Here is a 21,392-nt window from a genome sequence, read left to right as displayed (position 1 = left end):
TATATTTTTATTTTTATTTTATAATTATTTTTTATCTTAAATCTATTGTTTGATGGAGCTCAGGTCCTGTGGATATGATGGTAACTGGAACTCCCACTTTTTCTTCGATTTCTTTAATAAAAGCCTTTCCTTTTTCAGTTAAATTATCATAGTCAGTGATTCCATAGCATTCTTTATCATATTTGTCTAAACAGGTTATTGCTATTTGAGTAGCACCATTTAATCTACATACTCTTCTTGCAAGCTCATAGTCAAAGAATCCTACCCTTCTTCTTCTACCTGTAACTGTTCCATACTCTACAAGACCTAATTTTTCAGATTCATCAAATGACATCTCAGTAGGGAATGGACCTTCTCCAACTCTCGTAGGGTAGGATTTAAATACAACTACAACTTCATCAACTTTTGTAGGTCCGATACCAACATCAGCTGCAAAGGATGATGCAGTTGTGTCTTTTGAAGTAACATAAGGATAGCTTCCATAGTATAATGATAGAAGTGTTCCCTGTGTTCCTTCAATCAAAACATTTTCGCCATTGTCAAGTGCGTCATTTAGTGTGTTTGACACATCGCCTAAAAATGGTTTTAAAACCTCAATATCCTTTGCAAGTTTCAATGTTCTCATTGCCCTATCAACATTTGCTGGGCCGCATCCTGTCCCAGTGGAGCCTATTTCTTTTGATAAATGGTTGTTTGATTTATCCATTTCCTTATGTTTTTCTTCGATTATTCCACAGTGTTTATCTACAATCAACCTATCTTTTATATTGAATTTATCGAGCATTTCAATTTCTTTTAAAAGCACCTCAGGGTCAACCAAAACTCCTGCACCTATTGCAAGTTTGGAGCTCCTATTTGGGAATCCTGTTGGAACCATTCTTATACCGTACTTTTCACCATTAACTTCAACGGTGTGTCCTGCATTAGGACCTACTCCCCCTCTTGCAACTATTGAGGGATTATCTTTATCACATAAATAACTTATAATTTTACCTTTTCCTTCGTCGCCCCACTGGCCACCTACTACTATGGTGCATGTCATCGCTTAGACCTCCATAAAAATTAACCTTTAATTAATTTAATTATAAATTATTTAAAGATTTCTATTATTTACAATATATTCCAATTAATTAAGATGATTATAAGCTGGAAAATAGGACTATAAAAAGGATATAAAAAGTAAAATTAAAATAAAAAGAAAACTAAAATAAATCATTAATATGATATATAATAAATTAATAAAATAAAATGATAAATAAACTAAAATAACCAAAAAAATAAAATTAAAAAGAAAATTAAAAAATAAATAATTATGAAAATATATCTATAAATATAATTTTTTATCAATGGTGGTAATATGGTATTCAAAGCTTATGATATTAGGGGAGTTTTTAAAGAACAGATAGATGAAAATTTTGCATATTCCCTTGGAAAATCCATTGGAAAACAATATAACAATATACTTGTTGGAAACGATGTAAGGATAGGTTCAAAGGAGCTCACCAAACCATTTATATATGGACTATTAAAATCTGGTGCAAAAGTCTCCTACGCTGGAACAATCTCCACGCCATTGATATATTTTGGAACAAAGGATAATTACGATTTAGGGGTAATATTAACGGCATCTCACAATCCACCAGAATATACTGGATTTAAGATGTGCGATAAAAAAGCCATTCCAATATCACCAATAGATGAAATAAAGCCTATTTTTGAAGAATATAAATTAAATGAAACTCAGAAAAAGGAAATTGAAGAAATCGATTTGGATAAATTAAAGGTAGATATTATTACAGATTATAAAAGGTTCTTTTTAAATAGATGTGCATCTTGGGATATTAAAATAGCTGTTGATTTTGCAAATGGAAGCACATCACTTGCAGAAAAGGATATACTGGAAAAATTGGTGCCAAATCATGTATTTATAAATGATTATCCTGATGGAACATTCCCTGCACACCAACCAGATACATTGAAAAAATCCTGCCTTGTAGATATAATAAATGCCGTTAAAGAAAATAACTGCGACATGGGGGTAATATTTGATGGGGATGGTGATAGAATTGGAATAATAGATGAAAAAGGTAATGTTTTGCAGGGGGATATTTTAACGGCACTAATTGCCATAGAAATATTGAAGGAGAAAAATAAGGATAAAGAGAGTAAAGGTGAAAAAATAAAAATAGTATATGATTTAAGATGTAGTAAAATTGTCCCTGAAATTATTGAAAAATATGGCGGAGCTCCTATAAAAACAAGGGTGGGACACTACTTTATAAAAAAACTTATGCACGAAGTAGATGCAGAATTTGCAGGTGAGCTCTCAAACCACTTTTACTTTAAAGAGGTAGGATATTTTGAAAGTCCTTTGCTTGCTTTAAATTATATATTATGTGCTGTAAGAGATATGAAAAAACCGCTTTCTGAACTATCAAAGGAGTATAAAAAATACTTCCACAGTGGAGAGATAAACTTTAAAGTAAAAGACCAAAAATTAATAATGGAAAAACTAAAAGCTAAATACAGTAAATGTAAAATTGAAGAAATCGACGGCATATCTATATACTGCGATAATTGGTGGTTTAATATTAGAGCTTCAAACACAGAACCTCTTTTAAGGCTAAATTTAGAGGCCAATACTGAGGAGCTCATGCATGAAAAAATCGAAGAGATAAGAAATATTATTGAAGAATTATAATAATTATTTTAATTTTTTTATCAGAGGTCCTATATATAAAAAGTTAAATTATTTCTTCACTTCGATAAATTTTATATTAACAAACTCTTGGAATTGGGTCTCCAATAGGTGTATCTACAATCCTTTTACCAACTATTGTTTCCATGATAACCCTGTTGTGTTCTGATACAACCTCCCCAATTATTTGAGCATTTTTACCGAGAGGGTGTCTTCTTAAAACTTTTAGTGCTTTTTCAGCATCTTCCTTTTTAACAGCCATTACAACCTTCCCTTCATTTGCCACAGTCATAGGGTCAATACCAAGTGCATCAGCTATTGATTGGACTTCATCACTAATGGGGATTTTTTCCTCATAAATATTTATTCCTAATCCACTTTTTTCAGCCATTTCATTCAATGAATCGGCAAGTCCCCCTCTTGTTGGGTCTTTCATGGCATGAATATCTACACCTGCATCGAGAACATTTTTTATAAGATTATTCAATGGTGCAACATCGGATTTTAAATTGGTTTCAAATTCAAATCCTTCCCTTGATAAAAGTATTGCCATACCATGTTCTCCAATATTTCCAGATACAATAATTACATCTCCTTCTTTCATTCCAGAATCCCTAATGGCTTTTCCTCTATCTACAATACCAACTCCCGCGGAGGATATTACAATATCATCTACATTTGATACCTTTGTATCTCCTGTGATTATCGGAGCTCCGGCTTCTTTACAAGCTTCATTTATTGACTTCATTATTTTATCCAATTCATCTATATCAAAACCTTCTGGAAGCACTATTGATAAGGACAGTGCAAGAGGTTCTGCACCCATAACGGACAAGTCGTTTATTGTTCCGCAGACAGATAGTCTTCCTATATCTCCCCCTGGAAAGAATATTGGATTAACGGTATGACCATCAACTGTAAAAACGATTTCTTTATCACCAATCGGAATTGTGGCACCATCATCTAAATCTTTTAACCCTATCCCACCATTTACAGAGGTATTTTCTAAATTACCCAATATTGTGTTTTTAATTAAATCCTGCATAACTTTTCCGCCAGCACCATGCATTCTTGTTATTTTCATAAAATCATCTCCTTAGCTAATCATGTAATAAATAAAAAATAAATAAAATAATTAAAAGTTAAATTAATAAAAGTTTAAGTAATTAAGTAATTACAAAAGTAAATATTAAAAATAAGGAATAGTACTACAATATTCATTTAAGACCCACCATGGAAATATATGACATATATGGGATTAATTTTGATTTTTTTATAATTTATAATAATAACATTAGTTTATAATATTTATAACATTTATAACATTTATGATTTTTTTGATTTTAATATTTTTGGTCCTCTCATAAGTGCAGTTAATCCAGTTCTTGCCATTTCTTTAATGCCCATTGGCCTAACAAGCTCAATAAATGCATTGATTTTGTCTATATTTCCCGTAATTTCTACGGTCAATGATTCAGAACTTAAATCTACAATATTTCCTCTAAATATATTTGTATATTGTATTACCTGTGATTTACTACTTTCAGTAGGTGCATAGACTTTAATAAGACATAACTCCCTCTCAACACATTTTTTATCATCTAAATCACTTACTTTAATAACCTCTATAAGTTTATTAAGCTGTTTTACAACTTGTTCAAGAACTTCATCGTCTCCTTTAACTACAATAGTCATTCTAGACATATTTGGAGAATCTGTGGCACCAACTGTGATGCTCGAAATATTATACCATCTCCTCGTGAAAAGCCCAGCAATCCTTTGAAGCACCCCTGGGTTATTTAAAACTAAAACTGAGATAATATGAGTATGTTTCATAAAACCACCATTTGGTTAATGTTCCATTAAGTCGAATTACTATTATTATCATTATCATTTATTATCATTATATATTGTTATTTTTTATTTTTTATAAACTAAGAAGTTAATAATACGTTATAATTATTATAATAAATTAATATTAAATATTGGCTGTTTCAGATTCTGATGCTCCATGCCTCTTTACATTAAAAGTTTTGGGTTTTTCCTTATTGTTAGCCAAAAATCTTCTTTTTATTTCATCGAAACATATTATTTTTTCATTTGGATGCTCCCTTACAGGTTCTATGATATTTGTTAATTTGCCACCTGGTGGAACCATGGATAGTGCCTCAGCAGGGTCAATAATGAAATCAAGTAAGTAAGGCTCATCACTAATTATGGCTTCCCTAAGAGCCTCTTTTATTTCATCAGGTTTTGATATTCTAAGAGCATTTATTCCAAAACTCTCTGCAAGTTTTACAAAGTCTGGTGTTTCTCCGAAATTAACACTGCACTGTCTTTTTCCATAATATAGGTTCTGCCATTGATAAACCATTCCAAGGGTTCTGTTATCGAACAAACATAAAACAATAGGTATTTGATAATCCGCAATTGTCCCGAGCTCCTGTGAATTCATCATAAATCCTCCATCACCACTAACGCATATTACCTTAGAGTCTGGTTTAGCTATTTTGGCACCAATTGCAGCAGGGAATCCAAAACCCATTGTTCCTAAACCACCAGATGATAAAAATGACCTTGGAGCACATGATTTAAAGTAATGTGCCATCCACATTTGGTTCTGCCCAACATCTGTGGTTATTATTGAATTTTTATTAAGATTCAAATCGTTTATAACTTCCATCAATTCTTTTACTATTCTTTGAGGTTTAAGTGGTATATCATCGTAATCCATTTTAGGGGTACTTGATTTTTTTAGAGATGCTACATATTCCATCCATTTTTCATTTGGTTGAATGTCTATTTTTAGGATATGGATAAGCAAATCCTTTAAAACGATTTTTGCATCTCCAACGATGGGAACTTCAACTTTAACATTTTTTCCAATTTCAGCAGGGTCTATGTCAATATGAATAATTTTTGCGTATGGTGCGAAGCTTTTTATATCTCCTGTTATTCTATCTGAAAATCTACATCCTATTGCTATTAAAACATCACTTTCAGATACACAGTAGTTTGCAGCTTTTGTTCCATGCATTCCCACCATTCCAAGTGCTAATGGGTGCTCCTCTGGAAAACTACCTTTTCCCATCAATGTTGTGCATACTGGAATGTGGGTGAGCTCTGCAAACTTTATGAGCTCAGGTGTAGCATTTGCAATATTTACCCCACCACCTGCAATTATTACAGGTCTATTGGCTGTGGATATTAAGTTAGCAGCTTTTTTAATCTGTCTTGGATGGCCTATTGTGGTAGGTTTGTAGCCTATTAAATTTATTTTGGCAGGTATTGGATATTTTTCTAAATCCAACTCCCTTTCTTGAACATCTTTTGGTAAATCGATATGAACAGGTCCTGGTCTCCCTGTTTTTGCTATTTCAAATGCTGCTCTAAATGTTTCAGGAATTTCCTCAGTTTTGTGAATTTGAAAATTATGTTTTACTATTGGCATAAAAAGCCCAAGTGCGTCTATTTCTTGAAATGCATCATTTCCTATTAATTTTGTAGGGACTTGTCCTGTAAGGGCTACAACAGGGGAAGAATCTGCATATGCCGTAGCTACACCTGTTACAAGATTGGTTGCACCAGGTCCTGATGTTCCTACACATACTCCAACTTCTCCACTAGCTCTTGCATAGCCATCTGCTGCATGAGCTGCGGCCTGTTCATGTCTTGTTAGTATGTGTATGAAATCGCTATCATATAACGCATCATAGAATGGCAATAGTGCCCCACCAGGATACCCGAAGAGAATATTGACTTTTTCTGCTTCAAGTGCTTTTATCATTGCTTCTGCTCCTTTCATAAAACCACCAAATATACATTAAAATCTTTTAGATTTTTAGATTTTACGCTTTAATTCGTTGAAAAGATAATAATTTTGAGTATTGATAATTAATTAAATTAATATTATATAAATTTTTGTCTAATGAAATTTTCAACAAAAATAAGAAAAAAGAAAATTGAAGTTAATCCTTTATTTCACAACTTACAAAACCTCTAAGGGTAGTTATTATCTATTTATAATTTTTTAAATTAATTAAATTAATTAACTTATTTTAATGTTCATCTATGATTCCATAATTTATATTTTAATCCAACATATCCGCCAATATCCAATAGAATGATATTTATTATGAGAAACACAAATGTGGTGTATATTAACGCGATATCTTGTGTAGATAATGCCAAACCCACTAACAATGCAGGTATTAATATGGATACATCTATCGTAACTCCTATTATTTCATAATCTTTTCCAGATGCTATACTCATACCCCCCGACACTCCTGCAATAATTGCTATAATTGCACTTAACAATAAGGTGTTTTCATGAAGGTATGTTGTAATTATAGGTTTTGGTATATCAAATAAAATACCCAATAAAAATGCACAGGCTATAACTATTAAGGTGCATATTATTTCTTTTTTCATACCTTTATATACTAATTTTTTTTCTCTAATCACATTCCCAATGGCACTGGCCATTACAGTATCCACCAAGGGAGCTATAATCATGGCACCGATTAATGTGGGTATATTATGTTCAATTAAGCCAATAACTCCCATGACACTTGCCAATACGATTTTTATTATAACGTCCTTTGATAATTTCACCATTGATGTGGCTTTGTAGTAGAGCTCTAATGGTGAAAGTTTTGATGATGCTAAACCTTCATCCCTGCATGAAAATGTGATATTTGCAGGCATAATATTTATTGAACCATAACCTTTTTCGCCGATGCCCATTTTCCTCAGTTTTATAACTATCTTTTCGGCATCATTTGTCTTAGCATTGCAGGTAATTATTACTCCATCTTTTATTGAAGTTTTTAAAGGTTCAATTATAGATATAGAATATGCATTATGTTCTTTTAAAATATCCTCCACTTCATTTAATAGTTTTTTAGGCACTATTATTTTAATATACTTTATATAACTCACCCCTCTCTATTTTATTGAAATATATTATTTTATATTATATAAATTCCACCAACAATCTTGATAAAAAATAAAATAATAATAAAGATAAAAATTAATAAAAAAAGGAAAAAATTATAATTTATTTCGCAACTTAAAAAATCCCTAAGAAACTAAAAACTATCTTATATGTCCTGCATTTATTTTAAAAATTTTATTTTTTAAATTTAAGTGATATATCCGTAGGATAATTACCCGACACACATGCAAGACATAGATTTTTTCTGCCTATTGCTTTTATTAATCCTTCAATACTCAAATAACCCAAAGAATCAGCGTTTATAAATTCCCTTATTTCATCAACAGATTTTGAACTTGCAATTAATTCTTCCTTCGTAGGCATATCTATCCCATAAAAACAGGGAGATATTATTTTTGGAGAGCCTATCCTTAAATGGACTTCCTTTGCACCTGCTTTTCTGACCATATCTACAATTCTTTTTGAAGTTGTTCCTCTAACGATACTATCATCAATTAAAACTACTTTTTTATCTTTTAATATGGATTTTACTGGATTTAATTTTAATCTAACTGCTAAATTCCTCTCTTCTTGGGTAGGTAGTATAAATGTTCGTCCGACATACCTATTTTTTATTAAACCCTCATAATATGGAATATCCAATTCTTCGGAGTATCCTATTGCTGAGGTTATTCCAGAATCTGGAACAGGGGACACTATATCTGCATCACAGGGCTCCTCTTTTGCAAGTATCTTCCCAATATTTCGCCTTACATTATATACACTGATACCGTCAATTACTGAATCAGGTCTTGCAAAATAAACATATTCAAACATACAGGTTGAGGCATTTTTCGGGGATATGTTATCTGAAACATAGCAGCTCTCAATACCATCTTTATTGATTGTTACTATTTCTCCTGGATTAACATCCCTCACCAATTCGGCATCTACAACATCTAAACCACAGCTCTCCGATGAAATATAATAGTTATCATCATCTTTTCCAATGCACAACGGTTTAAAACCTTTTGGGTCTCTAACAGCTATAAGTGTATTGTTGTATAATATTATTAAAGAATAAGCTCCAATTAAATCCTTTGAAACATTTGATATAGACTGTATAATATCTTTTGTTTTTAGGAGCTCCTTTACAATGAGATGTGCCAAAACCTCAGAGTCTGTTGATGATGTAAATATATGTCCTTGTTTTTCGAGCTCCTTTTTTATAATATGGGAATTGACGATATCTCCATTATGAGCTATTGCCAAGTTTCCAAGTGAGCTATTTACTATAAATGGCTGGCAGTTTTCAATTACGGAACCTCCTGTGGTTGAATATCTAACATGACCTATTCCAATATATCCTTTAAGAAGGTTGATATTTTCATTGTTAAATACTTCTGGAACCAACCCCAATCCTTTATGAGAATGAAATTCAGTTCCATCGCTTACCACAATTCCTGCTCCTTCCTGACCTCTGTGCTGTAAGGCATAAAGACCATAATATATTTTTCTTGCAACATCTTTATTTGAAAAAGAGTATATTCCGAATATTCCACACATTTTATCACAGTTTAATTTAGTTTATAAAATTATAAAATATTTTGATAATGATATATTATAAAACTAATAATAAAATAATAATAAAATTATCAACCTAATATGTGAATTACCCCTCCCTTACGGAAGGGGCTTCCTGACTCATAGGGGAGTCTAACCCAGAGATTACCTTTATATAAGGTATAACTCTGAGTAGGGGTCTCCCCTCTGCAGGCACAGCGGACTCTCCCAGCCCTGATTTTAGTATATTTAGGGATGCGTTGTAATCCCTGTCAATCTTCCAACCGCAGTTGGGACAAAAAAATACCCTATCAGATAATTTTAAGTTATCAACTACACAACCGCAGTTGGAACACTTTTTAGAAGTATATGCAGGATTTATTAATATTACTTCTCTACCAGCACCCTCCGCCTTGTAGAGAAGTAAGTTTATGAATTTACGCCAAGAACCGTCAAGAATATGACGGTTTAGAGTCTTCTGACCCTTTCTATTTTTAACCATGGACTTAATGTTTAAGTTTTCTAAAACTATTTTATCATAATTGTTTATGTAGTATCTTGATAGTTTATGTAGAAAATCATTTTTCTGATTGTTTAGTTTATCATATACCTTAATAAGTTTTAATTTAGTCTTTTTATAGTTGCTCGAACCCCTAACTTTTTTAGATAGGTTTTTCTGGACTTTCTTTATTTTATCCAAAGTTTTGTCAATAAACTTTGGATTTTCAAACTTATTGCCATCTGAATCGATGGCATAACCATCGATTCCTAAATCGATACCTACAACCTTATTGGTTTTAGGTAGTGGTTTAGGTTCTTCTTCCACTTGGAACGAAGGCATGCCCACTTACCTGTTTAGTTCTTTTTTAATAATAACTCCTTTAATTTCTCCCTTTGAATTTTTGATGTAGTTCTATAGGAATTTCTCCTATTTTAGACAGTTTGAGTCTTTTGGTTTTACAATCAAGTTTAAAACCTGATTGATTGTATTCTAATGTTTTGTAATGGTTTTTGGATGATTTGAATCTTAACTTACCTACTTTATATCCGTTCTGTTTTAGTTTTCCTAATGCTTTGAGATTGCCCCAAAGCTTATTATTCACCATTTGGAGAACTTTGGAATGGACTTTTTTAAGTTCAGGATATTCCTTTTTATGCTCTGTGATTAGTTTTTGAGTATCCTTTTTGTTTAGTTTTGGGTTTTTAGTTTTTTGTTCTAAAAGGTAATTATAGATGTATCTACAAATGTTTAGATGCTCTTCTATTGTTTCCCTGATTTTCCTGGATGGATAAATCCTGAACTTATAAGTCCTCATCATTAGCATCACAGTTTGATTTACTTATAAATAGTAGTTTATACTAAAAACCATATAAATGTTTTGCCCGCATTTCCGAGCAATAGCGAGGAAACCGTATAAATCCCGAAGGGATTTTGAGGATTCATCCCCTCCCTTATCGAGCGAAGCGAGGAGATTTTACAATCACAACGAAGTTGTGAGTAATGAAAATCGTAAGATTTTCATCTAAATCCGGAGGATTTATATAACGGAAGGGGACTTCTTGCGGAATAAGTTAAAAGATATTGATAAAAATTTAAAATAAATGTTCTAAAAATTAAAATAATATATGTTGTAATTTATCGAGCTCCTGCACCTCCCCCTCCAAATCCACCACCTGCACCGAATCCACCACCACCAAAGCCAGTAGTTCCACCAGATGGGTTTGTAGTGGCAGTATATGCCATATTTACTGAGGAATACATGGAGCCAAAGGAATAATACATCATAGGATAGTAATATACCATCTCCTGCACATTTTCGGGTAATTCAATATCCAATGATTTCAATGCCTTTTCAACATTCTTCCCAACACCAAGGGCTGTTCCATATATTAACCAGTCTTTCCACATATTTATGTCTTGAATACCATATTTTTTTATCATGGCTATATTTGATAAGAAATTTTTAAAGGCGTCCCATTCAAGTTTTTCTTTATAATAATCATTTTTCCATCTACCAAATAGAGGTTTAGGGGCGATAAGTAATACAATACATTGTATAACCCATACTAATGATAAATGGGATATATTTGGAATATCTGGATACAGTATGTTATAATTTTCTGAGAAAGAAAGTCCAAAAAATACAAGTGCTACAATTATAGAACAGGCAAGTAAAGCCCATATTATGTAGTTTCCAGTATTGCTTATATATTCACTGACATAATTTCTATATGTTGGTGTGTATATAATACCATTGACTTCATTCCATAGTCTCTGAGCTCCGGTGCTGTCTTTATGGTATTTATAATCTGAGGCCATTTTCTCAATTGTGGATGGTTTAAATATATTATTTGTTGAATATCTTATTAAGAAATCCATTACCTTTTTTTCGTAGTAATCTAAATTGGACAAATCCTTATTGAGTATCTTTATATTAATATCTTTATTGGATTCCCCGGGTAATATTTTAACATATTTTTTGTCGTGAAGGTATAATAGCGTGGCATAAAATCCTTCCTTTCCAAATTTTCCAAATTTTCCATTAAATATTAAATTAACAATCCAAGGTTTTCTATTTTTATTTGGAACATAGCTTAAATACTCTGGAACAATATAATTCTTCTCTACACCGTATTTATTGTATATAATATAGGCTATTAATGGAAATATTATAATTATTAAGGCAAATAAATATTTTATTATTGATAATATATTATTTATTAAAAAATAAAAGTTATTGGCTGATAAGGTCTTTTCCTTAACATTATTTACATGTTTATAATATCCTGTAATGGCATTTGGTTTTAAAAGCATTTCCAATTCAATCAATCCATTTTTAGGGCTATGTCCTGTAATAATATAACCATCATAAGTTTTTGATACCTTAAAACCTACTGGATGCACAAACAAATTTAGAATATCATTATTTTTATCTACAATATATATATTCACATTTTTATATGGGAAATGTTCATCTGCAAGTTTTAAGTTTAAATGAGATGTATGGTTATCATATTCTATTGGGGGATATATATTAAATAAATAGGATGTGGAATAATCTCCTGAACTGTATCTATTGGGGTTATAAAATCCTACCTCGTTTATTACATGATATTGAAATATTAAATCTTGTAGTTTAGTAATATCTTCGGAGGATTTGGTATTTGCATACAATATCCCCCTATAATTTACTACATAACCAATTAACTTATTATTTGATGCACTTAGGTTAATCACAGTTATATGTGGGGATGATATATCATCATCTGTATTATTAATAAATGGATTATTGGAGTATATACCTACTTTTGGTATATCACATTTGCATATCAAAGGCTTCTTCCAATCCCTGTAAAGCATTCTATACCTATTATTCTCGTTTATTTGATAATTGTAGGTTTCTTTTAGCGATATATTTTTATCCAATATGAGCTCCGCATTGTAGGATTTCACATTTATTGGACTTGAAGATAAGGATATATCTTGACCTTCTAAATTTAAGGTTATACCTACCCCTAATATGCCTATAATTCCTATTATAACCAATATAATAATCAGTAATTTTTCTTCCCTCATATTATCCCATAAAATAATATTAAAAAGTAAAATTTTTAGTTATTCTACATTTATAGTATTTATATTTATATATCCATATATTTCTATAACTTTTTATATTAAGTTTTTATAATTTTTTCGTTTTATTATTTTTTATCTATTTAATAGAATAATTATGGATTTTAAAACTCTATTTTAGGTCTTTGATTTAATTCGTGTTCTCCTTCCTCAAATTCTAAATAATCCATCTTTTTAAAATTAAACATATTTGCAACAATATTTGATGGAATAACATCAATTTTTGTATTGTATTCCTGCACTATATTATTGTAAGTATATCTGTGTCGTGCTATTTCATTTTCTATATCTTTAATGGCATCCATAAGCTCTTTTACACTGGAAGAAGTCTTTAAATCTGGATAATTCTCAACTGCTACCATTACATTTCCTAAAAGCTGTCTTGACTGTTTTTCTATGTCTTGTATTTCTGATGCAGAGTGAGCTCCTAATACACTACTTCGGAGTTCTGTTATTTTTGATAGGGTTTCTTTTTCAAATGAAGCATAACTTTTAACGCTATCAACAAGTTGATTTATCATATCCAATCTTTTTTTAAGTGCTACTTTAATCTGACCAAGGGTAGCTTCTGCCCCGTTTTTGAGAGTTTTAAATCGATTATATACTATTATAGTATATACAACAATAATTAAAATAAGTATTAAAATTGATATGCCTATAATTACGCCTAAAATTAGCATTAATGTCATAATATTACCTCCCCATTATTTTAATATCACATTGAATATTTATAAAAATATACTGATTATAATTATATATACTTATATGTATTAAGATTTAATAAGGTAGAATTAAATATATATAAATTAATAAATATAAATGATAAAATTGCGATAAAAAAATAAAATAAGAATAAATAAAAAATAAAAAAAGATTATTAATTATTTTTATTAAACCTATATTATTTTACTCTTGTTCCATTTACTTTTTTGGATTTCCATGAGTATCTTCTAATTTTTTTGCTTGCTCCAAATCCACATGCAGCACATACTTTCTTTTTAACATGATATGCCCTTCTTCCACATCTTCTGCATATTATATGATTTGAACCTTTGTTATGCTTACCTTGGGAAGGCGTTCCTTTGCTCATTTTTTCACCGTGTTTTATTTTTATTTCCTTAGGGTAATAAAATAACTTATAAATTTTATGTTATATCGATGTATAGGTATTTTATTATACAATTTACAAGATTATAAGGATATAAACAGAATATTGTCTCCTCTTATAACAATAACTTGATATTCTTTTTCATCATTTTCAAATTTTGCACTTTCAAGTGCCACATTTAAATGTAAATCGTAAGCTTTCAATTTACCTTTTACTATGTTACCGTCTTTTAAATGAACTACTACATTTGTATTTATTGATTTACCTAATGCATCTAATGGTCTTTGAGTATCTATCATTTGCTACACCTCATATAATAAAATAGTGTATTTAAGATTTAGAAATTATTAAATACTTCTAATATATAATAGTTTCTAATATATTTTTAATACATAATTATATAAATATATTAATTTTTTAAAATTTTAAATTTTTATGATAAATTTATATAATAATTCTTATTAGTGTATTTTATGTCAAAAAATAAAAAATAAATTAAATTAAAATAATATAGTAAATAAATAAATTAAGTAAAAATAAAAAGTTAAGTAAATAAATTATTAAAAAATATTTAATAAATTATAATTAAATCTGTAAAAATGGAGGTTATACTATGGGAATGACATTATCTGAAAAAATACTTGCAAAGGCATCAGGAAATAAAACCGTATCTCCTGGAGATATAGTAATGGCAAAGATAGAAACAGCAATGGCACATGACATTACAGGTCCATTAACTGTAAATACCTTAAAAAATGAAGGAATAGATAAAGTTTGGGATAATGAAAAGATAGTAATATTATTTGACCATCAAATACCTGCTGATAGTATTACAGCAGCAGAAAATCATATATTAATGAGAAAATTTGTAAAAGAACAGAATATAAAGAATTTTTACGACATAAGGGAAGGAGTATGCCATCAGGTATTGCCTGAAAAGGGGCATGTTCTTCCAGGCACTGTATTGGTTGGAGCAGACTCTCACACATGCACCCATGGAGCATTTGGAGCATTTGCAACAGGTATAGGAAGCACAGACATGGCAGCAGTATTTGCAACAGGAGAATTATGGTTTAAAGTTCCTGAAACGCTATATTTTAATATTACAGGAGAATTAAAACCTTATGTAATGTCAAAAGATGTAATCCTTCATATCATTGGAGAAGTTGGATTCGATGGTGCAACATACAAAGCAGCACAATATGGTGGAGAAACTGTTAAAAACATGACAATAGCTTCGAGAATGACAATGTCAAACATGGCTATTGAAATGGGAGCTAAAACTGGAATAATTGAGCCAGATGAAAAAACAATAAACTATGTAAAAACTGCCATGGAAAAACACGGAACAACAAGACCATTTGAACCACTCAAAGCAGATGAAGATGCAGAGTATGAAGAAGTATTCGAAATTGAAGTAAATGATTTGGAACCTGTATTTGCATGTCCGCATGCTGTTGATAATGTGAAACAGGCAAGAGAAGTAGCAGGGAGACCAATTGACCAGGTATTTATAGGTTCATGCACAAACGGAAGATTGGAAGATTTAAGAGCTGCAATAAAAGTTATAGAAGAGCATGGCGGCATAGCAGATGATATAAGGGTAGTAGTTACGCCTGCTTCAAGAGAGGTTATGCTCGCCGCAATAGAAGAGGGTATAATTCAAAAATTCTACAAGTATGGATGTGTTGTAACAAACCCCTCATGTTCCGCATGTATGGGAGCTCTGTATGGTATATTAGGACCAGGTGAAGTTGGAGTATCTACCTCAAATAGAAATTTCAGAGGAAGAGAAGGTTCATTAGACTCAGAAGTATATCTTGCATCACCCATTACAGCAGCAGCCTGTGCAGTTAAAGGAGAATTAATTGACCCAAGAGATTTATAAGGGTATGTGGGTATATTTTATAATGTAAATACCAATAAACTATAAAATTAAATAATTTAAAATTAAATAATTTTTTATTTAATTATTTTATCTTATTTACTAATATTTTTAATGTCATGTTTTTATTTAATGTTTATTGGCGAAAATATGTGTGAATTGAAAATAGGCTGTTCAACACTGTTTTTTTGGGAATACTCTATTGAAATCATCTGCGATATATTCAAGGATATGAATTTAAATTGTATGGAATTTTTTCCAGAAAATCCTGAATTTTGGGAAAGAAGAAATGATTTAGATTATATATGCAGTTTAAAAAAAGAATTAAAACATTTTAATTTAATACTTCATGCACCTACCATAGAGCTCAACCCCTCATCCACAAATGATTATGTTCATGAAGCATCCATAAAAGAAACCCTTTGGTCAATAAATCTTGCGAAATTATACGGTGCAAGGTATATTACAATACACCCCGGAAAGAGACCAACAAAAAGACCCCCTAGGAAACAAGAATATGACAGATTCTATAGATATTTGGATGAAGTCCTTGATTATGCTAAAAAAAATAACATCACTTTATGTTTGGAAAATCTTCCAAAGAAAATTAATTATATCTGTTATTCACCCCAAGAAATGGGAGAAGTTTTAAATAAATATAACAATAAATATGATGACCCTAACAATGATAAATATAAAAAAAATGAAAAAAATAATGATTTAAATTTAAAAATGACCCTTGATTTTGCCCATGCAAAAGAAGAAGCTCAAAATTTTGTTGATAGGTTAAATCAATATATAAAAAACATCCATATATCTGGAGTAGTAAATGGCAAAGACCACTATCCATTGGAGCTCTCACAAATAGATTTTTCAAAACCTGTAAATGATTTAGTTTATAAATATAATTATAAAAATTGTTTTAATCTTGAAATAGACGATAAAAATTGTAAAATCCGTTCAAAAAATGAAAAAATAGAGTTTATAATCAAAGAAGCAGAATATTTAGAGAATTTAATAAATAAAAATAAATAGAAGATAAAATAATAAAAATAAAATAATAAATAATAATAAAAATTTTAATGTCCAATCATTTCTTCTTTTTCTTCCTCAGTTAATATCTTAACGATTTCTTCTGGTTTTCCCATTTTTATTACTTTTCCATTTCTCATCAATGCAGCTCTATCACAAACATTTAAAACAAAGTCCATATCGTGGGATACTATAATATATGTTTGTTCCAATTCTTTTCTTGATTTTTGAATGGATTCTGCTACCATATTTCTTGTAAATGGGTCCATGGTTCCCGTAGGTTCATCGAGAAGTATTACACGAGGTTCTTTTATCAGCACCTGAGCAAGTGCCACCCTGTGCTTTTCACCTACACTGAGCTCCCTTGGATATTTATCCAATATAGTTTCTGCTTCCTCCTCGGTGAAACCTACTGATGTTAATGTATGTTCTGCCTTCATTCTTGCAAATTCCCCTGGGAGCTCTAACCCTATGGATTCTGTAAGGTTGTATAATATTGTTCTATGGGGGTATAATGTATATTCTTGGAAAAGCATTCCAATATATCTTCTTGCCCTTCCCCTATACATAGGACCTGGTTTTGTCATATCTATCCATTCATCGCCAAGCCTAAATTGGTATTTCCCTTTTGACGGTGGAAGGACTCCCGCTATAATTTTTGATAATGTGGTTTTTCCTGCACCGCTTGTTCCAACAAGTCCAAATATTTCCATCTCATTGATGTCCAATGAAACTCCATTAACTGCCTTTACAACACCCCTTTCAACTGAACAGTATTTTTTTTCAATATTTTCCAATATTATCTGTTTATCTTTCACCTCTACCTTTTCAAACTTCTTAAACTCGGTTATTGTTTCCATAAACTTATTTACGACCTCTTCACTATCCCCGTATTCTTTAATCTTCCCACCTTCAAGCCATATCGCTTTGTTTGAGAGTTCAGCTATAACCTCAGCCCAGTGGGAAGTAATAATCATACCAATATTGTTTTTAATAACGGTTTCTTTTAGTGCCTCATGCACGAGTTTGGCAGTTTTTGGGTCAAGTGTTCCAGTAGGTTCATCTGCTAAGAAAATCACAGGTTTTTTAGCAATCTGTCTTGCAAGAACAACCCTCTGCTTTTCACCACCACTTAAATCCCTTGCAATATGTGTAATTCTATGTTCCAATTTAACCATTTTTATTAATCTCATGGCGATATCTGTTGCTTCTTTACCTTCAAATCCTGCTGATGATAATGCCTCCAATATATTTTCAATTACCGATTTTTCACCATATAGGGCAAAGGTTCTTTGAAGCATTATGGCAATTTTTTTCTTTAAATTATAGGTTATTTCTTTGTTATTCCAGAAATCTACTGAAATTTCATGAAAGGTCCCACCGCATTTACACTTTTGACCGTCTTTTGAAGGAACATCTACCTCTCCACATTTATCACATCTTGCAATATGGTAAATAACCTTTCCTTCCGTAGGTTCATAGCCCTCCATACCTCTGAGCATGTGGAGTAAAACTGATTTCCCTGCACCACTTCTACCGAGAATACCGAGAACCTCTCCTTCATTTAATTCGAAGTTTATATCTTTTAATACCTCATGTTCTCCAAACTTTTTTGAAACATTTTTAACTTCCAACAAAAGCATATTATCACCAAAATAATTAATAATAATACTTTAATTCTTTAATTTAATTTTATTATTAATTTAATAATTTGTTTTATTTTATTTAATTAATTTAATAATTTAATTTTATTTATTTTATTTATTTAAAATCGTTAATCTTTATTATCGGTGTTATTATCAGTATTATATCTATCATCATCATTAACCTGGAATCTAGGACAACATCTTGTAGGTTTAAATATACAGTATTTGCCCTTACCACATATATCATTCATTCCACATTCTCTTAATTTATAATATCCACCTTCTATTCTTATAATTTTTCCATTAACTAAAAAATCACTTACCTTTTTTCTTGCAGATTTTAAAATATTCCAAAATACTCTTCTTGATATGCCCATAGCGTTCGCTGCTTCTTCATGAGAATATCCTAAATAATCTACAAGTCTTATGGACTCCAATTCTTCCAAACTTAAATGTAAAACCTCTTTTTCATTATTATTAGTAGTATTACCTAAAATTTCCGCTGGTTTAAATATTCTTGCTTTTGGTTCTTCTGATATAATTCTTGGAATTTTAGGCCTTCCTTTTCTAAATCTCATAAAAATCACAAATTAGTCTGTTCTATTTACTTTTAATCCTACGATTGGGATTTCTGCAATGGTGTATCTTTCATCTGAAAGTCTTTCATGAATACATTTTTTTATTGAATTTAGATTTTTCTCATTTACGATGGTGCCTATCATCACGGCATTATGTGCCATGTCGTTAATTATCTTTAAGGCTTTTTCAGGTTCTTCATCTAATAAAAATCCACTCCAATCTTGGGGAGACATTCCTTTATATTCATTTAAAAAGAATCCAGATATTCCTCCTTCGGATAATGCATTTATGGCTTTTCCAACATTTTCAGTTTCGACAAATAGGTAGAGTAATACCTTCATAATAGCCCTCCAATTATATTAATCCCTTATGTGCAAAATTTATTTAATAATAAAATGATATATATAATTATCTATCGTTAAACAGGATATTAAAATGTAATATAATTATAATAATTGTAATTTTAGCAGATACATTACTTATGACTTAAAATTATGCAGTTAATTTAATTAAATATTTTCCAACTCGTCTAAACCCACGAGCTCCTGTTCACCTGTTTTCATATTCTTCAATGAAACTTTACCTTTACTGAGCTCCTGCTCACCAACGATTATTACCTTGTTAATTCCAACGGCATTGGCATAATTTAAAGCTTTGTTTAATTTTCTGTTCATTAATTCAATTTCTACGCTTTTTCCACTTTTTCTAAGCACATCTGCAATATTTAAACACTCCTTTAAAAGTTTTTTATCTTTTTTAATTGGTATTATTAATATGCTTTCATCTTCAACTTCAAAATCATCAATATTTAGCATAACCCTGTCAAATCCATAGGCAAAACCAACTGCTGGCGTAGGCTTTTCTCCAAATAATTCTATTAAATTATCATATCTTCCACCACCACACACCTGCCGAGCTCCTTCCTTCTTTCCGTAGATTTCAAACACCATTCCTGTATAATAATCCAATCCTCTTGCTATACCGAAATTTACTACAATATTATCATGTTTTACAAATTCTAAGATTTCCTCCAAATTATTCATTGCTTCAATTGATGTTGGATAATCCTTTAAAACTTCCTTTAAATCAGATATTACTGATTTATCTCCTTTTGAATTTAATATTTTAAATATTATATCCCTCAATTCATCGGATGATTTAATTTCGGAGAGATAATTTTCAAGACCTTTGTAATCTTCCTTATCAATCAATCTCCTTATTTTTAATTCCTCATCCTCTGAGAGATTAAATTCTTTAAATATTCCCCTTAACACCCCTAAATGACCTATATTTATTTCATAATCCATATCTATTTTATTAAGTCCATCCATTGCCAAATTTATAATCTCTGCATCTGCTATTGGATATTTACTGCCTATCAATTCACAGCCCATCTGCCAAAATTCCCTATATCTCCCAGCCTGTGGGTTCTCGTATCTAAAACAGTTTGCAAAATAGTATAATTTTAACGGCTTTGGAAGGTTTTTAAGCTCATTTATATAGAATCTTACTACCGATGATGTGAGCTCAGGTCTAAGTCCCATCTCCCTGTTTCCATGGTCTTTGAAAACAAATAACTGTTTTCTTATATCTTCACCAGTTTTTTTAGATAGGAGCTCGAAACTTTCAAAAGTCGGGGTGTTTATTTCCTTAAAATTGTAGCTGTCAAATACATTTCTTAATTTGTTCTCGATGATTCTTCTCTTTTTCATTTCTAAGGGTGTAAAGTCTCTTGTTCCTTTTGGTTTTTTAAACATTATTTCACCAAATATAAATTTATAATTGTAATAATGAATGATAAAAATAATAAAAATAATTATATAAAAAATATAGTATTTTATTAATAATAGATATGTTAAAATTCTAAAATTCTTTTTTTCTATTGATAAAAAAATAAATAATAAATAAAAAAATTTAAAACTTATCCATTAATAATTTTATTTATGTCTTCTTCCATAAGATGCCCTTTTACAGTTACCTTTACATCCTTTACCCCTTCAATAGCTTTAACAGCTTCTTTTGCATCCATAGCCATGCCCATGACGCTCATACATCCTGGGTTTGTGGGGATTAAATCAAATGAAACTTTGTTTTCTTCGTCAATTTCTATATTTTTTATTAATCCCATGTCTACTATGCTTACACCCATATGTGGGTCTGCGACTTTTTTTAAAGCATTTAAAACATCGTCTTTTGAAACCATATTTTCACCAAGTAGTATTTAATAGTATATATTATAACATATAGTATGATATATTCATTATTTTATATATTATCATATATATACTATATGCACTAAACATATCCA

At 30.6% G+C, this 21,392-nt stretch carries 20 protein-coding genes; 3 read left to right on the top strand and 17 right to left on the bottom strand.

Translation table 11 applies throughout. The features are described from left to right. Window positions 1-31: 31 nt before the first annotated feature. On the bottom strand, window positions 32-1,042 hold the full coding sequence (locus METOK_RS01235) for an adenylosuccinate synthetase (protein WP_013866429.1): 1,011 nt from the start codon (window positions 1,040-1,042) through the stop codon (window positions 32-34). 315 nt (window positions 1,043-1,357) lie between these two features. Between METOK_RS01235 and METOK_RS01230 the strand changes: the two genes are divergently transcribed. Further along, entirely contained in the window at window positions 1,358-2,701 is a 1,344-nt protein-coding gene (locus METOK_RS01230; protein ID WP_013866428.1) for a phosphomannomutase/phosphoglucomutase, read from the top strand. A gap of 76 nt (window positions 2,702-2,777) precedes the next feature. Here METOK_RS01230 and hypE read toward each other — a convergent pair whose 3' ends face one another. From hypE to METOK_RS01180, 11 genes are all read right to left on the bottom strand, one after another. Continuing rightward, window positions 2,778-3,782, bottom strand: coding sequence for a hydrogenase expression/formation protein HypE (gene hypE / locus METOK_RS01225; protein WP_013866427.1), 1,005 nt, complete (start codon window positions 3,780-3,782; stop codon window positions 2,778-2,780). Between the two features lie 242 nt (window positions 3,783-4,024). After that, window positions 4,025-4,534: an acetolactate synthase small subunit gene (gene ilvN / locus METOK_RS01220; protein ID WP_013866426.1), complete on the bottom strand. Its 510-nt coding sequence runs from the start codon at window positions 4,532-4,534 to the stop codon at window positions 4,025-4,027. Between the two features lie 142 nt (window positions 4,535-4,676). Further along, complete coding sequence (locus tag METOK_RS01215) at window positions 4,677-6,503, bottom strand: acetolactate synthase large subunit (protein WP_013866425.1); 1,827 nt, start codon at window positions 6,501-6,503, stop codon at window positions 4,677-4,679. A gap of 260 nt (window positions 6,504-6,763) precedes the next feature. Beyond that, window positions 6,764-7,633, bottom strand: a complete 870-nt coding sequence (locus METOK_RS01210; RefSeq protein WP_048057991.1) for a TIGR00341 family protein — start codon at window positions 7,631-7,633, stop codon at window positions 6,764-6,766. 199 nt (window positions 7,634-7,832) lie between these two features. After that, window positions 7,833-9,203: an amidophosphoribosyltransferase gene (gene purF, locus METOK_RS01205; protein ID WP_013866423.1), complete on the bottom strand. Its 1,371-nt coding sequence runs from the start codon at window positions 9,201-9,203 to the stop codon at window positions 7,833-7,835. Between the two features lie 106 nt (window positions 9,204-9,309). Next, the gene (locus METOK_RS08820) at window positions 9,310-10,041 is read right to left on the bottom strand and encodes an RNA-guided endonuclease InsQ/TnpB family protein (RefSeq protein ID WP_232210827.1); all 732 of its coding nucleotides are present in this window, start codon (window positions 10,039-10,041) and stop codon (window positions 9,310-9,312) included. Window positions 10,042-10,081: 40 nt separating this feature from the next. Further along, window positions 10,082-10,519, bottom strand: a complete 438-nt coding sequence (locus tag METOK_RS08815) for an RNA-guided endonuclease InsQ/TnpB family protein (RefSeq protein ID WP_232210825.1) — start codon at window positions 10,517-10,519, stop codon at window positions 10,082-10,084. Window positions 10,520-10,836: 317 nt separating this feature from the next. Then, window positions 10,837-12,777 carry a DUF2207 domain-containing protein gene (locus METOK_RS01195; protein ID WP_013866422.1) on the bottom strand — a complete coding sequence of 647 codons (1,941 nt, stop codon included), beginning with the start codon at window positions 12,775-12,777 and terminating at the stop codon, window positions 10,837-10,839. A 161-nt stretch (window positions 12,778-12,938) separates the two neighbouring features. Continuing rightward, complete coding sequence (locus METOK_RS01190; protein WP_013866421.1) at window positions 12,939-13,523, bottom strand: LemA family protein; 585 nt, start codon at window positions 13,521-13,523, stop codon at window positions 12,939-12,941. A 212-nt stretch (window positions 13,524-13,735) separates the two neighbouring features. Beyond that, complete coding sequence (locus METOK_RS01185) at window positions 13,736-13,924, bottom strand: 50S ribosomal protein L37e (RefSeq protein ID WP_013866420.1); 189 nt, start codon at window positions 13,922-13,924, stop codon at window positions 13,736-13,738. 101 nt (window positions 13,925-14,025) lie between these two features. Further along, window positions 14,026-14,241 carry an LSM domain-containing protein gene (locus METOK_RS01180; protein WP_013866419.1) on the bottom strand — a complete coding sequence of 72 codons (216 nt, stop codon included), beginning with the start codon at window positions 14,239-14,241 and terminating at the stop codon, window positions 14,026-14,028. Window positions 14,242-14,555: 314 nt separating this feature from the next. Between METOK_RS01180 and leuC the strand changes: the two genes are divergently transcribed. Both leuC and METOK_RS01170 read left to right on the top strand, forming a co-directional pair. Next, the gene (leuC, locus tag METOK_RS01175) at window positions 14,556-15,830 is read left to right on the top strand and encodes an isopropylmalate/citramalate isomerase large subunit (protein ID WP_013866418.1); all 1,275 of its coding nucleotides are present in this window, start codon (window positions 14,556-14,558) and stop codon (window positions 15,828-15,830) included. A gap of 147 nt (window positions 15,831-15,977) precedes the next feature. Further along, window positions 15,978-16,862 carry a sugar phosphate isomerase/epimerase family protein gene (locus METOK_RS01170; protein WP_198005234.1) on the top strand — a complete coding sequence of 295 codons (885 nt, stop codon included), beginning with the start codon at window positions 15,978-15,980 and terminating at the stop codon, window positions 16,860-16,862. A gap of 44 nt (window positions 16,863-16,906) precedes the next feature. Here the strand turns inward: METOK_RS01170 and atwA are convergent, their stop codons facing one another. The 5 genes from atwA to METOK_RS01145 all read right to left on the bottom strand — a co-directional run bounded on the left by atwA (window position 16,907) and on the right by METOK_RS01145 (window position 21,287). Continuing rightward, window positions 16,907-18,502, bottom strand: a complete 1,596-nt coding sequence (gene atwA, locus METOK_RS01165) for a methyl coenzyme M reductase system, component A2 (protein WP_013866416.1) — start codon at window positions 18,500-18,502, stop codon at window positions 16,907-16,909. A 131-nt stretch (window positions 18,503-18,633) separates the two neighbouring features. After that, window positions 18,634-19,083: a DUF134 domain-containing protein gene (locus METOK_RS01160; RefSeq protein WP_013866415.1), complete on the bottom strand. Its 450-nt coding sequence runs from the start codon at window positions 19,081-19,083 to the stop codon at window positions 18,634-18,636. A 12-nt stretch (window positions 19,084-19,095) separates the two neighbouring features. After that, a complete protein-coding gene (locus METOK_RS01155) occupies window positions 19,096-19,425 on the bottom strand; it encodes an MJ1244 family protein (RefSeq protein ID WP_013866414.1) in 330 nt (109 codons plus the stop codon). A 168-nt stretch (window positions 19,426-19,593) separates the two neighbouring features. Next, entirely contained in the window at window positions 19,594-20,841 is a 1,248-nt protein-coding gene (gene hisS / locus METOK_RS01150) for a histidine--tRNA ligase (RefSeq protein ID WP_013866413.1), read from the bottom strand. Between the two features lie 164 nt (window positions 20,842-21,005). Continuing rightward, window positions 21,006-21,287 carry a metal-sulfur cluster assembly factor gene (locus METOK_RS01145; protein ID WP_013866412.1) on the bottom strand — a complete coding sequence of 94 codons (282 nt, stop codon included), beginning with the start codon at window positions 21,285-21,287 and terminating at the stop codon, window positions 21,006-21,008. Between the last annotated feature and the right edge of the window lie 105 nt (window positions 21,288-21,392).

It is taken from the genome of Methanothermococcus okinawensis IH1, assembly GCF_000179575.2.
Lineage (GTDB): Archaea > AGJL01 > Methanococci > Methanococcales > Methanococcaceae > Methanofervidicoccus > Methanofervidicoccus okinawensis.
Note: the sequence above shows the minus strand (reverse complement) of the source record. Positions and strands in the feature narration are given on the sequence as shown.

Excerpts from the sequence above, each read along its gene's own strand:
- METOK_RS01180 (WP_013866419.1), bottom strand. The coding sequence starts at position 14,241 with ATGATAGATACTCAAAGACCATTAGATGCATTAGGTAAATCAATAAAT.
- METOK_RS01160 (WP_013866415.1), bottom strand. The coding sequence starts at position 19,083 with ATGAGATTTAGAAAAGGAAGGCCTAAAATTCCAAGAATTATATCAGAA.
- METOK_RS01235 (WP_013866429.1), bottom strand. The coding sequence starts at position 1,042 with ATGACATGCACCATAGTAGTAGGTGGCCAGTGGGGCGACGAAGGAAAA.
- hypE (WP_013866427.1), bottom strand. The coding sequence starts at position 3,782 with ATGAAAATAACAAGAATGCATGGTGCTGGCGGAAAAGTTATGCAGGAT.
- purF (WP_013866423.1), bottom strand. The coding sequence starts at position 9,203 with ATGTGTGGAATATTCGGAATATACTCTTTTTCAAATAAAGATGTTGCA.
- hisS (WP_013866413.1), bottom strand. The coding sequence starts at position 20,841 with ATGTTTAAAAAACCAAAAGGAACAAGAGACTTTACACCCTTAGAAATG.
- METOK_RS01230 (WP_013866428.1), top strand. The coding sequence starts at position 1,358 with ATGGTATTCAAAGCTTATGATATTAGGGGAGTTTTTAAAGAACAGATA.
- METOK_RS01195 (WP_013866422.1), bottom strand. The coding sequence starts at position 12,777 with ATGAGGGAAGAAAAATTACTGATTATTATATTGGTTATAATAGGAATT.
- METOK_RS01170 (WP_198005234.1), top strand. The coding sequence starts at position 15,978 with ATGTGTGAATTGAAAATAGGCTGTTCAACACTGTTTTTTTGGGAATAC.
- METOK_RS01190 (WP_013866421.1), bottom strand. The coding sequence starts at position 13,523 with ATGACATTAATGCTAATTTTAGGCGTAATTATAGGCATATCAATTTTA.
- METOK_RS01185 (WP_013866420.1), bottom strand. The coding sequence starts at position 13,924 with ATGAGCAAAGGAACGCCTTCCCAAGGTAAGCATAACAAAGGTTCAAAT.
- METOK_RS01215 (WP_013866425.1), bottom strand. The coding sequence starts at position 6,503 with ATGAAAGGAGCAGAAGCAATGATAAAAGCACTTGAAGCAGAAAAAGTC.
- METOK_RS01145 (WP_013866412.1), bottom strand. The coding sequence starts at position 21,287 with ATGGTTTCAAAAGACGATGTTTTAAATGCTTTAAAAAAAGTCGCAGAC.
- METOK_RS01155 (WP_013866414.1), bottom strand. The coding sequence starts at position 19,425 with ATGAAGGTATTACTCTACCTATTTGTCGAAACTGAAAATGTTGGAAAA.
- leuC (WP_013866418.1), top strand. The coding sequence starts at position 14,556 with ATGGGAATGACATTATCTGAAAAAATACTTGCAAAGGCATCAGGAAAT.
- ilvN (WP_013866426.1), bottom strand. The coding sequence starts at position 4,534 with ATGAAACATACTCATATTATCTCAGTTTTAGTTTTAAATAACCCAGGG.
- METOK_RS08820 (WP_232210827.1), bottom strand. The coding sequence starts at position 10,041 with ATGCCTTCGTTCCAAGTGGAAGAAGAACCTAAACCACTACCTAAAACC.
- atwA (WP_013866416.1), bottom strand. The coding sequence starts at position 18,502 with ATGCTTTTGTTGGAAGTTAAAAATGTTTCAAAAAAGTTTGGAGAACAT.
- METOK_RS08815 (WP_232210825.1), bottom strand. The coding sequence starts at position 10,519 with ATGATGAGGACTTATAAGTTCAGGATTTATCCATCCAGGAAAATCAGG.